Genomic DNA, 13,662 nt, shown 5'->3' on the forward strand with positions numbered 1-13,662 from the left:
GGCCGGTGTGGTGGCCCATCCGTGACCCCCGGCCGAGGGTGCCCGGGCGGGGGTGTTGTGTGAGGTCGGTCAGGCGATGAGCGTGTCGAAGTCGCCGGCCTTGGCGCCCTGGATCAGGGCCTCGATCTCCGTTCTCGTGTAGACCAGCGCGGGTCCGGACGGGTGCCGGGAGTTTCTGACGGCGACACTCCCGTCGGGGAGTTGCGCCAGCTCGACGCAGTTACCCTGCGAGTTGCTCCGGTGGCTCTTCTGCCACCGCACGTCGGCCAGATCCGTGGCGGGGATGCCGTTATAGGCCCGGTACTGCATTCATGTCTCCTGGAGAATCCTGCTGAGGATCTCGGCGGTGTTGTCCGGAGGCGCGCTGACCACACAGAGGCGTTCCATGGCCTCCATGTAGGCGTCGACGTCGTCGCGTCTGTCCAGGTACAGCGCACTGGTCAGTTGCTCGACGTAGACCACGTCCGGCAGGTCCGATTCGGGAAACCGCAGAATGGTGAACGCCCCGGCCTCGGCGGTATGACCGCCGACCCGGAACGGCAGCACCTGGAGAATGACGTTCGGCAGCTTCGTCGCCTCGATGAGGCGCTCGATCTGGCCGCGCATCACTTCTCGTCCCCCGATCGGGCGTCGCAACGCCGCCTCGTCCACGACCGCCCACAGTCGGGGTCCGTCCCCTCGGGTGAGCAGCTTCTGACGAGTTATCCGCAGGCTGACCCTCTGCTCGATCTCTTCTGGAGGCGCGGCCGAGTTGCCCAGGGCGATGACGGCGCGGGCGTATTCCTCGGTCTGTAGCAGACCGGGGATGAACTGGACCTCGTAGGTACGGATCAGCGCAGCCGCCTCTTCCAGCCCCACATAGGTCTCGAACCAGCCCGGCAGAACGTCCCCGTACCTGTGCCACCAGCCAGGAGTGTTGGCGTCCTGGGCCAGGGCGAGAAGGGTCTCCCGGTCTCGCTCGTCCATGACGCCGTAGAGGGTGAGCAGGTCGGCCACGTCGCGCTCCTTGAAGCCCACCCGGCCCAATTCCAGGCGGCTCATCTTGGAGCCGGAGGCCCGGATGGCGTATCCGGCCTCCTCGCGCGTGATGCCCTGCCGCTCCCGCAACCGGCGCAGCTGAGCACCGAGGAGCCGGCGAAGAACGGTCGGTCCTCCGGCGGGCTGCGTCGTGTCCACCCCTACCTCCATGAGCATCGGTCAGCGCACAGTCTGCCACTCCCTTCCGTCTATGTCAGAGCTTGCACGATCGTCTGCACGTGCATCGGGCCTTGCATCTGCAAGGCATGTCGAGCAGGATAGCGCGCGAGGCACGCGGATCACTGCTTCCCAGAGGATCGCGATGACAGCACACGGAGCGCGCTGGATGACTGGTGAGAGAGTCGACGAAGCGCATGCGTGGCTGTGGTCGGCGATCGCGAGGGGTGAACCCTGGGCCGACCGCGCCCTGTCCGCCATGAGTCTCGAAGCGAACGCGATCACGCTTGACCTCGCCGCAGTGCCCGAATGCGTCCGGGAAGCTCGGGATTTCGCGCGTAAGGGACTGGCGGGCTGGGGCCTGGCAGCCATGTACGACGACGTCGGGCTCGTCGTCTCCGAACTCGTCACCAACGCCCTGCGGCACGCCGTCAGAGGGGCGGCCCGTTCCTTCGGCGACACGCCGATCACCCTCGGCCTCGTGCGCGCCGACGGCCGGTTGACGTGCGCGGTCGCCGATCCCAGCGATGAGGTGCCGACCCAGGGGGAGGCCGACTTCATCTCGCAGAGCGGGCGCGGCCTCTATCTCGTCGACGCGTTCAGCGACTCCTGGAACTGGACGCCGCTGTACGGCCAGGGAAAGGTCGTCTGGGCGATCTTCACCATCAGGCGCGGGTACTGACCGGCTCAGGCGCTTCCACCCCCACGCTCCCGCTCACAGCAGTACCGCGCCGGCGATCGCGATCACCAGGCAGGTGCCGACCGCGAGAACGCCCTGAACGCGCGACATCGATGGCGGTACGTCCGTGCGCAGCAGCCGCCGCCTGCGGTACGCGACGACCGTCAGGGTCACCGGGGCGAGCAGAGCCACCGCCCCGACCGGAAAAGCAATCTTGAAGGCGAGCAGGCCGACCGCCCAGCAGGACAGCGTCGTGCGCAGCCATGCGAGTTCCGTTCGCTGGGCCTGCAGGCCGGAGCTCACCGGGTCACGATCCCGCTCACCAGCGTGAGGGCGAACAGGATCGCCACGCCCGCCGTCAGGACGGCGGGAAGCGGGTCACGCGGCAGGCACACGCCCAGCCGCATGGCCTCCTGCGCCCGCCGCCACCGGACGTAGGCGATCGGCGCGATCAGAACGCTCAAGGCGATCGCGCCCAGTCCGATCTCGCGGTGCCAGGCCGGAAGCACCACGCCGTGGATGCCGCCGGCCAGCGGTATGCCGAGCGCGGCCAGCCCGAAGGACGTCCGCACCCAGGCCAGCAGGGTCCGTTCGTTGGCGAGCGAGAACCGGTAGTCGGGCTCGTGCCCGGGTTCGTCGTCCGACATGTTCCTCCTCACGACAGCCGAACTCCTTCACGAGAGTCGATGATGCACGTACCCGCTGTCCGGGCTCGCCGCAGGCCTCCACGCGACGGCGCACCGGCGTGCTTCCCCGACCCCGACTCGGAACGAGTCTGGCGTTTGGGGCAAATCGCCTGAACTTGCCTTCCGTATGACCTCGACCAGGGAAAAGGTCTGTCCGGATCTCCTCTTGTGGGCTTGTGTCGAGGCCTTCTGCGGAGCAACGTGGACCTTCGAGAGCGGAAACGGTGTTCCGGCACGAGCGGGGGATGGTCGGCATGGCCGTGCAGAAGAAAGCCACGAAAGCGAAGCCCGCGTCGTCGAGAACGACGAAGCGGACGACGGCCGCCGCCAGAGGCGGCCGATCGGAGACCACGACCCGGACGTCGCGGGGTGCGGAGCACGGGGCGAAGGTCCCGGTACCCGTGGTCATGCCGCGCGTGAAGGTCATGAAGGTCCCTGTACCCGGGGTCTCCTACGTCGGCGACGCCGGAAAGGCCGCCGCCTCCCACCTGCCGCCCGCGGAACGGCTGGCGTTCTACGGGGGTCTGGGTGCCGCGGCGATCTTCGGGATCATCGACTGGCCGGTGGCCGCCGCCGTCGGCCTCGGCACCATAGTGGCACGCCGTGCCTTCGGTGGCCGACGCGGAGCGGCCCGGCCCAGCCGAGCCGCGCGGGAACCGGCCGCCGGAGAGACGGCGGGCGAGCCGGCCGCCACGAGGCGGACGGCGGCGAGCAGGAGCCGGACCACGACCAGGGGCCGGACGACCGCCGGCAGGTCGACCACGAGCAGGACCGCCGCGAGCAGGTCGACCACCGGCAGGACGACCGCCGGCCGGTCGACGACAGGCCGGACGGCCGCGAGCAGGACCGCGACGGCGAGCCAGGGTACGACGGCGAGTCAGGGCCAGTCCGGCGGGTCGTCCAGCGCGACCGGCCGGTCGAGGGCGACCCAGGGCGCATGACGGCCGGGCCCCTGACCGATGCCGCTGCTACGCCTCCTCCAGACCGCGACCGGTCTGCTCCAGGCGACGACGACTCTGCCCGGTACCGTCGCTCGGGCGTCGAACGGAACGACAGGGGTCCCAGGACTGCTGGCGCGCGCGTCGGGTGAGGCCGCGCGCCTTTCAGGGGCTGCCGCCGTACGGGCTTCTAGCGAGGCCGCGGGTGCGGTGGGGCGCCTTCCGGGCGCCGCCGTACGGGCCTCAAGCGACGCCGCTGGGGCGGCGACACGTCTTTCGGGGACCGCCGTACGGGCTTCTAGCGAGGCCGCGGGTGCGGTGGGGCGCCTTCCGGGCGCCGCCGTACGCGCCTCAGGCGAGGCTGCAGGAGCGGCGACGCGCCTCTCGGGGACCGCCGTACGAGCGTCGGGTGAGGCCGCGGGTGCGGCGGGGCGCCTTCCGGGCGTCGCCGCGCGGGTCTCGGGGGACGTCGCGGGCGTGATGGCGCGCCTTCCCGGTGCCGCCGCGCGGGCGTCGGAGGAGGCCGTGGCCGCGGTGGGGCGCCTTCCGGGTGCCGCCGTGCGGGCGTCGGAGGACGTCGCGCGCCTTCCGGGGGCGGTCGCCCGGCTCCCCGAGACCGCCGTACGAGCCTCGGAGACCGCGGTGCGCGCCGTCGTGGAGGCGGTCGAGCAACGACGGGTGCACCGGGCGGACGGCCGGACCAGCATCCGGGTCCGCGGCGTGCACCGCCCCGGCCGTGAGGACATGGCGGCGGACCTCGTCGGTGAGATGCTGAACGTCGCGGGCGTGGCGCGGGCGGAGGTCAACGCCGTTCTCGGGACCGTCTTGGTGATCGAGGACGGAGAGGTGCCCGTCGACGAGCTCATCGACGTGGTCGAGATGATCGAGGACCGCCACGGCGCCGCCGACGACCCGTTCACCCGGCATCCCGACCCGACGCACCGGCAGGCGATCCTGCGGGAGACGGCCCTCGTGGCCGCGTACCTGGCCGGCGCCGGCACCGCGATCACGAGCCGGCTGGTGCTGCGCACCGTCCCCATCCCCCCGGCCATGGCCACCGCGATCGCGATGGTCGACTCGACGCCTCAGGTGCGGGACCGGCTGGTGCGGTTGATCGGGCAGTCGGCCACCGACGTGGTCGTCGGCAGTGGCCTCGCGACCCTGCAGGCGCTGGCGCAGCAGCCGGTCGGCCTCCTCATCGGCTCCGTGCACCGGAGCGTCCGGGTGGGGGAGATGCGCGGGCACCGGTCGACCTGGCACCGGCGCGTCGAGCACCTGATCCGGCACGAAGGCGCCTTCGAAGCCCCGGCCCTGCACGTCCCGGAGCGGCCCGTGCCGCTGCCGCACGGCCCCGTGGAGCGGGTGGCCTGGACGATACCGACGGCGATCACGGCCGCGGTGGGCACGTACTTCTTCACGCGCGACGGCGCGCGGGCGCAGGGAGTGCTCGCCGCGGGCGTGCCGCGCGCGGCACGGATGGGCCGCGAGGCCTTCGCCACCCAGGTCGGCCGGATCGCCGCCGACCGGGACATCGTCGTGCTGAATCCGGAGAGCCTGCGCCGGTTCGACCGGATCGACCATGTCATCGTCGACGCCTCGGTGCTGCGCACCGGCGATCTGGTGATCGAGGACGTCGTCCTCCTGTCGCCGGAGGTCGGCGCGGAGGAGGCTTACGAACGCGCCCACGCGCTGGTCGACCTGGAACGGCCGGACGCCCGGCGGGAGGAGGACGCCTGGGCCGTCACTCCGGTGCGGCCGGCCAGGGCACGCACCGGCCGCCGTGGCGCGGGCGACTTCGTGACCGAATCCGGCCTCCCGGCGGCCGCGCGCGAGCGCGCGGCCGGGTTGCGGAAGCGGGGTGCGACCGTGCTCCTCCTGACCCGCGACGGTGATCTGGCCGCCCTCGTCTCCGTGGTCCCCGAGTTGGATCCCCTGGCCGAGGCGCTGATCGCCGCCGCGCGGGGAGTCGGGTCGGTCGCGGTGGCCGGTGCCGCGCCGCTGGCGCAGCGGCTGAACGTGGACCGCACCGTCGCGGGCGGGAACCGGCTGCTCGCCTCCGTACGGCGGTGCCAGGAAGAGGGGCGTGTCGTCGCGCTCGTCGCCGCGCACGGCGGTGAGTCCCTCGCGGCGGCGGACGTCGGCATCGGCGTGCTGGCCCACGGCCACCGGCCGGCGTGGGGCGCGCAGCTGCTGTGCGGCCCCGGCCTGGCCGAGGCGTGCCTGCTGCTGGAGACGATGCCGGCGGCGAAGCAGACCAGCGCGCGGGCTGCGCAGACCGCCGCCGTCGGGTCGGTGTCGGGAGCGCTGCTGGCCGCGGCGGGGCCGTCCGCCGGAGCGGCGCGGCGTGCCCAGCTGGCGGTCGACTTCGCCACCATCGCGGCGTTCGGGGTCGGCACCTGGTCGGGCCGGGTCCTGGCCCGGCGGCCCGCCCCCGTGCCCAAGGACCGTACGCCGTGGCACGCGTGGCCGGCCATGGCCGTGCTGAACCGGCTGCAATCGTCGATGTCCGGCATCGGCGAGGCCGAGGCCGACCGGCGGCGCATCGACCTCGGGGAGGAGACGCGGCCGCCGGGCCTGGCCCACGTCACCATCGAGGAGCTCGACAACCCGCTCACTCCGGCGCTCGCGGCGGGCGCCGGGGTCTCAGCGGTCATGGGATCGATCATGGACGCGGCCCTGATCAGCGCGGTTCTGGGGGGCAACGCCGTGATGTCCGGCTTCCAGCGGGTCCGCGCCGACCGCGCGTTGCGGCGGCTCGTCGACCTGAGCGCGGTACGCGTCCGGCTCCGGCGGCCCGGCGAGGAGGACGAGGAACCGCGGGCCACGGCCGACGAGCTCGTCCCCGGCGACGTCGTCGTGCTGACCGCCGGGGACGCCGTGCCGGCCGACCTGCGCCTGCTGGCCGCGGAGGACCTGGAGGTCGACGAGTCCAGCCTCACCGGGGAGTCGCAGCTGGTCACGAAGAGCCCCCGGCCCAGCTTGTCCCGGTCGGTCGCCGAGCGGCACTCGATGCTGTACCAGGGCACGGTCATCGCGGCGGGGAACGCGACCGGCGTCGTCGTCGCCACGGGCGCCCAGACCGAGGTCGGGCGCACGATGCGGGAGGGCGGCGACGAACGGCGTCCGGGCGGGGTCGAGACGCGCCTGCGCGCGCTGACGGAGGTGACGCTGCCGGTCGCGCTCGGGTCGGGGGCGGTCCTCTTCCTGTCGGACCTGCTGCGAGGGCAGTCGATGGCGCAGGCGCTCGGCCCGGCGGTCAGCCTCGCCGTCGCCGCCGTACCGGAGGGGCTGCCCTTCGTGGCCACGGCGGCCGAGCTGGCGACCGCGCGCCGGATGTCCCGGCGTGGCGTGCTCGTCCGCAACCCGCGCACGATCGAGGCGCTCGGCCGCATCGACGTGCTCTGTTTCGACAAGACGGGCACGCTGACCGAGGGCAGGCTGCGGCTGCGGCAGGTGTCCGACGGCCTGGCGGCCGCTCCGGTCAAGAGGAAGAAACTGTCGCCGTTCCACCGGAAGGTCATCGCGGCCGCCGTCCGCGCGACCCCGGACCCCGGCGGCGGTCGGCTGCCGCACCCGACCGACCGGGCGATCACGAGGGCGGCCCGGAAGCTGGAGATGGACGCGGCGGAGGGCCTGAAGTCCTGGGAGCGGGTCGACGAGCTGCCGTTCGAACCCGGGCGCGGCTACCACGCCGTCCTCGGCCGGACGGACGGCCGTCAGCTGCTGAGCGTGAAGGGCGCACCGGAGATCGTCCTGGAGCGGTGTGACACCTGGATTCGGGACGACGGATCTGTCCCGTTCGACCAGAAGGCGCGGGAGAAGGTCGAGCAGGAGGTGGACCGGCTGGCGCATCTGGGGTACCGGGTGCTGGCGGTCGCCGAGCGCCGGGCGTCGGGGCGTCGTGACCTGACCGAGTCGCGCATCGACCGGCTGGGCTTCCTCGGCCTGGCCTGCATCGCCGACCCGGTTCGGCCGACCGCGGCCGAGGCCGTGGAACGGCTGCGCAAGGCGGGCGTCGACGTCGTCATGATCACCGGTGATCACCCGACGACCGCGGAGGCCATCGCCGCCGAATTGTGCCTGCTGAACGGCCGGATCATGACCGGGCCCGACCTCGACGCCCTGCGCGATGAGGAACTGACCGACGCGCTGGCCGGGGTATCGGTCTTCGCACGGGTCAGCCCCGCGCAGAAGGCCCGCGTCGTCCAGGCCCTCCGGGCGGCCGGCAGGGTGGTCGCCGTCACCGGCGACGGCGCCAACGACGCCCCCGCCATCCGACTGGCCGACGTCGGCATCGCGCTCGGCGAGCGGGCCACGCCCGCCGCCCGTGAGACCGCGGACGTCGTCGTCACCGACGACCGGATCGAGACGATCACCGACGCGATCGCCGACTGCCGGGCGATGTGGCGGTCCACGCGCGACGCCCTGGCCGTGCTGCTCGGCGGCAACCTCGGCGAGATCGCCTTCACGGTGGGCACGGGCCTGCTCAGCGGGCGCAGCCCGCTCAACGTGCGCCAGTTGCTCCTGGTCAACCTGCTCACCGACATGCTCCCCGCGATCGCCCTGGCGGCCCGCCCGCCGTCCGGCGTGACGCACGAGGAGCTCCTCGAGGAGGGTCCGGACCGGTCGCTGGGCGGCGCGCTCACCCGCGACGTGACGGTGCGCGCGGGCGCCACGGCGGGCGCCGCGCTGGCCGCGTGGGTGCTGGCGCGGGCGAGCGGCACCCGCGGCCAGGCCGACACCACCGGTCTGGTCGCGCTCGTCACCACGCAGCTGGCGCAGACGATCGCGGCCGGCGGGCGCGACCCGCTGGTGCTCGGCTCAGGCCTCGTGTCGATCGCCGCGCTGGGGATCATCGTGCAGGTGCCGGGTCTCAGTCACTTCTTCGGCAGCCGGCCCCTGTGGCCGCACTGCTGGGCGATCGCGCTGGGCTCGGCCCTGGCCTTCGCCGTGGCCGCGGTGCTGTTGACGCGCCTGCGGCGAAACAGCGCCTGACTTGGGAAAATATTCACTCCGCGGCCACCTCTGCGGGTCGCTTTGATTCGGACAAGAAGGCATAATTCACGCGACGGTACCCCTCTACCCCGTAGGTGCCCCATGCCTGACATCGTGTCGACGATCCTCGCGAAGGCGCTCGTCATGCTCCTCCAGGCCCTCCTCACTCGGGTGGCCCTCTACCTGATCCGCACTGGGATGTACAAGCAGCTCGTGACCGCCTGACCGCCCGGGGCGGGTCGTGAACCCGCCCCCAGGGCGTGGCCCGCCTCGTCGGCGTCAGAAGTCGGCGAGCAGGCGGGCCGCGGCGATCTCCAGCCGCACCTGGATCTCATCGTTCGTGGTGTGGCCGCGGAGCATCTCCAGCATCTCCATCACCCATACGCTGCTCAGCGACCGCAGCAGAACCCGGCTCTCGTCGGTCCCCCTCTCTGCGTCGGTCGCCGTCACCCGGGCGAGCAGGCCCGCCATGCGGTCGCCGAAGTCGGTCTTGACGTCCGACAGCAGCAGCGACCGGATCAGCGCGTCGGCGAGCTCCGGCTCGCGCATCAGCCCGCGCGTGGCGCGCATCAGCACTTCGACGGCGCGCCCGGCCGCGGCCGCCGATCGGGGCGGGCGGCGGTCGAGGCTGCCCTCGAGGGTGTCCATCTCCTCGCTGACGACGGCGACGACCAGGTCCATCTTGGACGGGAAGTAGCGGTACAGCGTGCCGAGCGCCACTCCGGCGCGCTCGGCGACGGTGCGCATCTGCATGGCCTCGACGCCTCCGCGGGAGGCGAGGGCGGCGGCCGCCTGGACGATGCGGCGGCGGCGCTGGTACTGGCTGCGGGAGCGGACCCCCTGGTGGCTGGCGGCTGCGGACTCTGCCGTCACGACGACTCCTTGGGCTGGGAGCGCGGTGCCCCGCCCGCGCGTGTCGAGCACCAGACTACCGCTGGCGAGAACACGTTATGTATTACCGGTAGGTTGCGGAGTCGCGGAGATTTCACCGAGGTAAGCGGAGTCTGACATCCCTTCGGATGCGGTCGTCGATCTTTGGTGGTGGACACATATTAGAATGTGTTCTAGTTTTTCTTCCGGGTGAGATCGACCGGGAGGTGAGGCGGTGTCCGGCACCGTGGCCGAACTGCTCCGGGCGCAGGCCGCCGACGACCGCGTGGGCCTGCGGTTCGCCGACGCGGCCTGGACCTGGCGCGAGGTCGTCGGCGAGTGCGCCGCCCGCGCCGGCTGGATGGCGACGATGCCCAGAGCCGCGCGCCCGTTGCACGTCGGCGTGCTGCTCGACAACGTCCCCGAGTTCGTCTTCCTGCTCGGCGGCGCGGCCCTGTCCGGCAACGTGATCGTCGCGCTCAACACGACCCGCACCGCCGACGAGCTGGCCGGCGACGCCACGCGCGCCGACTGCGACCTGATCGTCACCGAACCGCGCCACGCCGCCCTCGCGGACCAGGTCGCCTCCCGTACCGGCCTGCCGATCGCCGAACCCGCGGCCTTCGCGGACGAGATCGCCTCCCGTACCGGCCTGCCGGTCGCCGAACCCGCGGCCCTCGCGGACGAGATCGCCTCTCGTACCGGCCTGCCGGTCGCCGAACCCCACCCGGCCCCGCCCCTCGGCGCCCCCACTCCGGACGCGTCGGCCCCGACGCTCGACGCGCACACGCAGGCTCCGCCCCTCGACACGCCCGCGTCGGCCCCGCCGTTCGAGGCACTCGCGCCGGTCGCGCCGGACACCCTCCTGATGCTGATCTTCACGTCCGGCACGTCGGGGCGGCCGAGGGCGGTGCGGGTCACGCACCGGAAGGTCGTCGTGCCCGGCACGATCCTGGCCGGCCGCCTGCTGGGCCCCGACGACGTCGTCTACTGCCCGATGCCGCTCTTCCACTCCGGCGCCGTCATGGCGGCGTACGCCCCGGCGCTCGCGGCCGGCGCGCAGCTCGTGCTCCGCGCGCGGTTCTCGGCCTCCGGCACGCTGCCGGACGTGCGCCGGTACGGCTGCACGTACCTGCACTACGTCGGCAAAGCGCTGTCGTACGTCCTGACCACGCCCGAACGCACCGACGACGCGGACAACCCGCTGCGGGTCGCGTTCGGCAACGAGGCGGCTCCGCTGGAGCAGAAGCGGTTCGGTGAGCGGTTCGGCTGCGCGGTCGTCGACGGGTACGGCTCGACCGAGACCGCGATCTCCCTGTCGCCCGACCCGGCCGGTCCGCTGGGAGCGCTCGGCCGCCTCGGCGACGGCATCAAGATCCTCGACCCGGAGACCGGCCGGGAGTGCCCGCCCGCGCGGCTGGACGCCGACGGCCGCGTGACCAACGGCGGCGAGGCGATCGGTGAGCTCGTGAACACCAAGGGGCTCGGCCTGTTCGACGGTTATCACAACGAACAGGCCGACGACCGGCTCCGGGACGGCATGTTCTGGAGCGGCGACCTCGCCTACCGGGACGCCGGCGGCTTCGTGTTCTTCGCCGGGCGGCACGCCGACCGGCTGCGCGTCGACGGCGAGAACTTCGGCGCCGCCCAGGTCGAGCGGGTGCTCGGCGAGCTGCCCGGCGCGGAGGAGCTCGCGGTGTACGGCGTGCCGGACGTCGCGGCCGGCGACCAGGTGATGGTGGCGCTGGTCGGCGCCTTCGACCCCGACCGGTTCGCCGCGTTCCTGCGCGGCCGTGCGGACCTGGGTGCCAAGTGGACGCCGCGCTACGTCCGGGTCGCCGACCAGCTCCCGTGCACGGCCTCCAACAAGGTCGTCAAGCGCGCGCTCGCGGCGGAGGCCTGGAACACCTCCGACCCGGTGTGGTGGCGGCCCGGCCGGGAGCCGCGGTTCCGCCGCATGACCGCCGAGGACGTCGACCGGCTGCGCGCCGAGTTCGAGAGCCGGGGCCGGGGACGCCTGTGGCCCTCCGGCGCCACGGAGTGAGAAGGGGATAATGGACTTCGACCTGGACGAGAATGCGCGGGAGCTGCGGGACCTCGCGGCCGGCCTGCTCGAACGCGAGGTCACGACCGAGCGCCTGGAGGCGCACGAGAGATCCGGCGCGCCGTACGACACGGCGCTGTGGAAGGCCCTCGCCGACGCCGGGCTGCTCGGCGCCTGCCTGCCCGAGGACCTGGGCGGCGCCGGGCTGGGGGCGGTGGAGTTCGCGGTCGTCCTGCGGGAGATCGGCGCGCGCGTCGCCCCGGTCCCCGCGTACTCCTCCCTCGTCGCGGCGATGACGCTCGCCCGGCACGGCCGCGCGGACCGGCTCGCCGGCTTCGCGGACGGCGGTTCCGTCCTCGGCGTCGCCTTCCGCGAGCCGGGCTCCGGCCTCACGACGACCGCGCGCCGCGACGGCGACGCGTACGTCCTCGACGGGGTCAAGACCTTCGTCCCGTACGCCGGGCAGGCCGACGTCATCCTCGTTCCGGCGCGTCTCGTGGACGGGATCGGCGTCTTCCTCGTCGAGCCCGGGCAGCTGACGATCGCCCCGCAGCCGTCGGCCACCGGCGAGCCCCTGTCCCGGATCGGCCTGGAGGGCGTACGGGTCGGCGCGGACGCGCTGCTGGACGCCGGGGCGTACGGCACCCTCACGGGGTACGCCACCGCCGGTGCGGTCGCGATCGTCTCCGGCGTGCTCGACGCCGCCCTCACGCTCACCACCGAGCACGTCAAGACCCGCGAGCAGTTCGACCGGCCCCTCGCCGAGTTCCAGGCCGTCACCATGCAGATCGGCGACGTCTACATCGCCAAGCGCGCCCTGGACGTGGCGGTGTGGGCGGGCGCGTGGCGGCTCGCGGAGGGGTACGACGACGCCGCCGAGGTCCTCGCCGTCGCCGCGTACAACGTGTGCGACCCGGCGCTGAAGGCCTTCTACACCTGCCAGCACCTGCACGGCGGGCTCGGCCTGGACGTGACCTACCCGCTGCACCGGTACTTCGCGTGGGCCAAGCACCACGCCCACCTGCTGGGCGGCGCCGAGGCGCAGCTCGACGCGATTGGAGCTCTGGTGGCCTGATGTTCATCGACCTGACCGACGAGCAGAAGACGCTCCGCGCCGAGCTGCGCGAGTACTTCGCCTCCTGCCTGACCCCCGACCAGCGCGAGGGGATCGCCGACGATCCGTTCGGCACCTCGTACATGGCGCACTGCCGACGGCTCGGCCGCGACGGCATGCTCGGCATCGCGCTGCCCAAGGAGTACGGCGGCCGCGGCTTCGGCCACGTCGAGCAGCAGATCTTCGCCAACGAGATCGCCCGCGCCGAGGTGCCGTACCCGATCATCACGCTGAACACGGTCGCGCCGACGCTCGTGCAGTTCGGGACCGAGGAGCAGAAGAAGAGGTTCCTGCCCGGCATCCTCGCCGGGGAGTGCCACTTCGCGATCGGCTACAGCGAGCCCGGCGCCGGCACCGACCTGGCCGCGCTGCGCACCACGGCGGTCCGGGACGGCGACCACTACATCGTCAACGGCCAGAAGATCTTCACCTCGGGCGCGCACTACGCCGACTACGTCTGGCTGGCCGCGCGCACCGACCCGGAGGCCAAGAAGCACAAGGGCATCTCGATGCTCATCGTCGACTGCAAGGACCCCGGCTTCTCGTGGACGCCGATCGTCACCATGGACGGCCGCCACCACACGAACTCCACCTACTACCAGGACGTCAAGGTCCCCGCCGACCTGCTCGTCGGCGAGGAGAACAAGGGCTGGAACCTCATCGTCAACCAGCTCAACCACGAGCGGGTCACCCTCGGCCCGGCCGGGAACATCGGGCACACCTACGACCGCTTCGTCCGCTGGGCCCGCACCAAGAAGGGCCGCGACGGCCGGCCGCTCATCGAACAGCCCGACGTACGGCGCGCGGTCGCGCAGGTCCACGCGTACCTGCGCGTCAACGAGCTCCTCAACTGGCAGGTCGCCGCCAACATGGACCTCGGCTGGCTCGGCGCGCCCGACGCGTCCGCCACCAAGATCTACGGGTCGGAGCGGATGCAGGACGTCGGCCGCGTCGTCGGCGAGGCGCTCGCCCGCTACGGCGACCCCGGCGACGAGGAGACCCGCGACTTCATCGACCGCCTCGACCACGGGGTCAAGGGCGCGATCGTGCTGACCTTCGGCGGCGGCGTCAACGAGATCCAGCGGGAGCTCATCGCGATGATCGGCCTCGGCCTGCCGCGCGCCCCCCGGTGAAGGAGTCAC

At 72.7% G+C, this 13,662-nt stretch carries 12 protein-coding genes; 7 read left to right on the forward strand and 5 right to left on the reverse strand.

The genetic code is table 11. From position 1 onward, the window contains the following. Positions 1-69: 69 nt before the first annotated feature. Both AB0I04_RS31945 and AB0I04_RS31950 read right to left on the reverse strand, forming a co-directional pair. Positions 70-309 carry a DUF397 domain-containing protein gene (locus AB0I04_RS31945; RefSeq protein ID WP_360892757.1) on the reverse strand — a complete coding sequence of 80 codons (240 nt, stop codon included), beginning with the start codon at positions 307-309 and terminating at the stop codon, positions 70-72. Further along, positions 310-1,176, reverse strand: coding sequence for a helix-turn-helix transcriptional regulator (locus tag AB0I04_RS31950; protein WP_360892759.1), 867 nt, complete (start codon positions 1,174-1,176; stop codon positions 310-312). Between the two features lie 187 nt (positions 1,177-1,363). Between AB0I04_RS31950 and AB0I04_RS31955 the strand changes: the two genes are divergently transcribed. After that, positions 1,364-1,876: an ATP-binding protein gene (locus AB0I04_RS31955; protein ID WP_360892762.1), complete on the forward strand. Its 513-nt coding sequence runs from the start codon at positions 1,364-1,366 to the stop codon at positions 1,874-1,876. Positions 1,877-1,909: 33 nt separating this feature from the next. On the opposite strand, the gene AB0I04_RS31960 is transcribed toward AB0I04_RS31955, so the two are convergent. Both AB0I04_RS31960 and AB0I04_RS31965 read right to left on the reverse strand, forming a co-directional pair. Continuing rightward, positions 1,910-2,176 carry a DUF202 domain-containing protein gene (locus tag AB0I04_RS31960; protein WP_360892765.1) on the reverse strand — a complete coding sequence of 89 codons (267 nt, stop codon included), beginning with the start codon at positions 2,174-2,176 and terminating at the stop codon, positions 1,910-1,912. Beyond that, positions 2,173-2,520, reverse strand: coding sequence for a DUF202 domain-containing protein (locus AB0I04_RS31965; RefSeq protein WP_360892768.1), 348 nt, complete (start codon positions 2,518-2,520; stop codon positions 2,173-2,175). The genes AB0I04_RS31960 and AB0I04_RS31965 overlap by 4 nt, the downstream gene beginning before the upstream one ends. A gap of 464 nt (positions 2,521-2,984) precedes the next feature. Between AB0I04_RS31965 and AB0I04_RS31970 the strand changes: the two genes are divergently transcribed. From AB0I04_RS31970 to AB0I04_RS31980, 3 genes are all read left to right on the forward strand, one after another. Continuing rightward, entirely contained in the window at positions 2,985-3,500 is a 516-nt protein-coding gene (locus tag AB0I04_RS31970) for a hypothetical protein (RefSeq protein WP_360892770.1), read from the forward strand. Between the two features lie 315 nt (positions 3,501-3,815). After that, a complete protein-coding gene (locus tag AB0I04_RS31975; protein ID WP_360892773.1) occupies positions 3,816-8,492 on the forward strand; it encodes an HAD-IC family P-type ATPase in 4,677 nt (1,558 codons plus the stop codon). A gap of 102 nt (positions 8,493-8,594) precedes the next feature. Beyond that, positions 8,595-8,717 carry a hypothetical protein gene (locus tag AB0I04_RS31980; RefSeq protein WP_360892776.1) on the forward strand — a complete coding sequence of 41 codons (123 nt, stop codon included), beginning with the start codon at positions 8,595-8,597 and terminating at the stop codon, positions 8,715-8,717. 54 nt (positions 8,718-8,771) lie between these two features. On the opposite strand, the gene AB0I04_RS31985 is transcribed toward AB0I04_RS31980, so the two are convergent. Further along, the gene (locus tag AB0I04_RS31985; protein WP_360892778.1) at positions 8,772-9,365 is read right to left on the reverse strand and encodes a TetR family transcriptional regulator; all 594 of its coding nucleotides are present in this window, start codon (positions 9,363-9,365) and stop codon (positions 8,772-8,774) included. 232 nt (positions 9,366-9,597) lie between these two features. Between AB0I04_RS31985 and AB0I04_RS31990 the strand changes: the two genes are divergently transcribed. From AB0I04_RS31990 to AB0I04_RS32000, 3 genes are read left to right on the forward strand one after another with little or no spacing between them, the layout of a single operon-like run. Further along, entirely contained in the window at positions 9,598-11,406 is a 1,809-nt protein-coding gene (locus tag AB0I04_RS31990; protein WP_360892781.1) for an AMP-binding protein, read from the forward strand. 10 nt (positions 11,407-11,416) lie between these two features. Then, positions 11,417-12,481: an acyl-CoA dehydrogenase family protein gene (locus AB0I04_RS31995; protein WP_360892784.1), complete on the forward strand. Its 1,065-nt coding sequence runs from the start codon at positions 11,417-11,419 to the stop codon at positions 12,479-12,481. Continuing rightward, positions 12,481-13,653 carry an acyl-CoA dehydrogenase family protein gene (locus AB0I04_RS32000; RefSeq protein ID WP_360892787.1) on the forward strand — a complete coding sequence of 391 codons (1,173 nt, stop codon included), beginning with the start codon at positions 12,481-12,483 and terminating at the stop codon, positions 13,651-13,653. Before AB0I04_RS31995 ends, AB0I04_RS32000 begins: the two co-directional genes overlap by 1 nt. The last annotated feature ends 9 nt before the right edge of the window (positions 13,654-13,662 follow it).

Origin of the sequence: Actinoallomurus sp. NPDC050550 (assembly GCF_040655075.1) — a bacterium.
Lineage (GTDB): Bacteria > Actinomycetota > Actinomycetes > Streptosporangiales > Streptosporangiaceae > Actinoallomurus.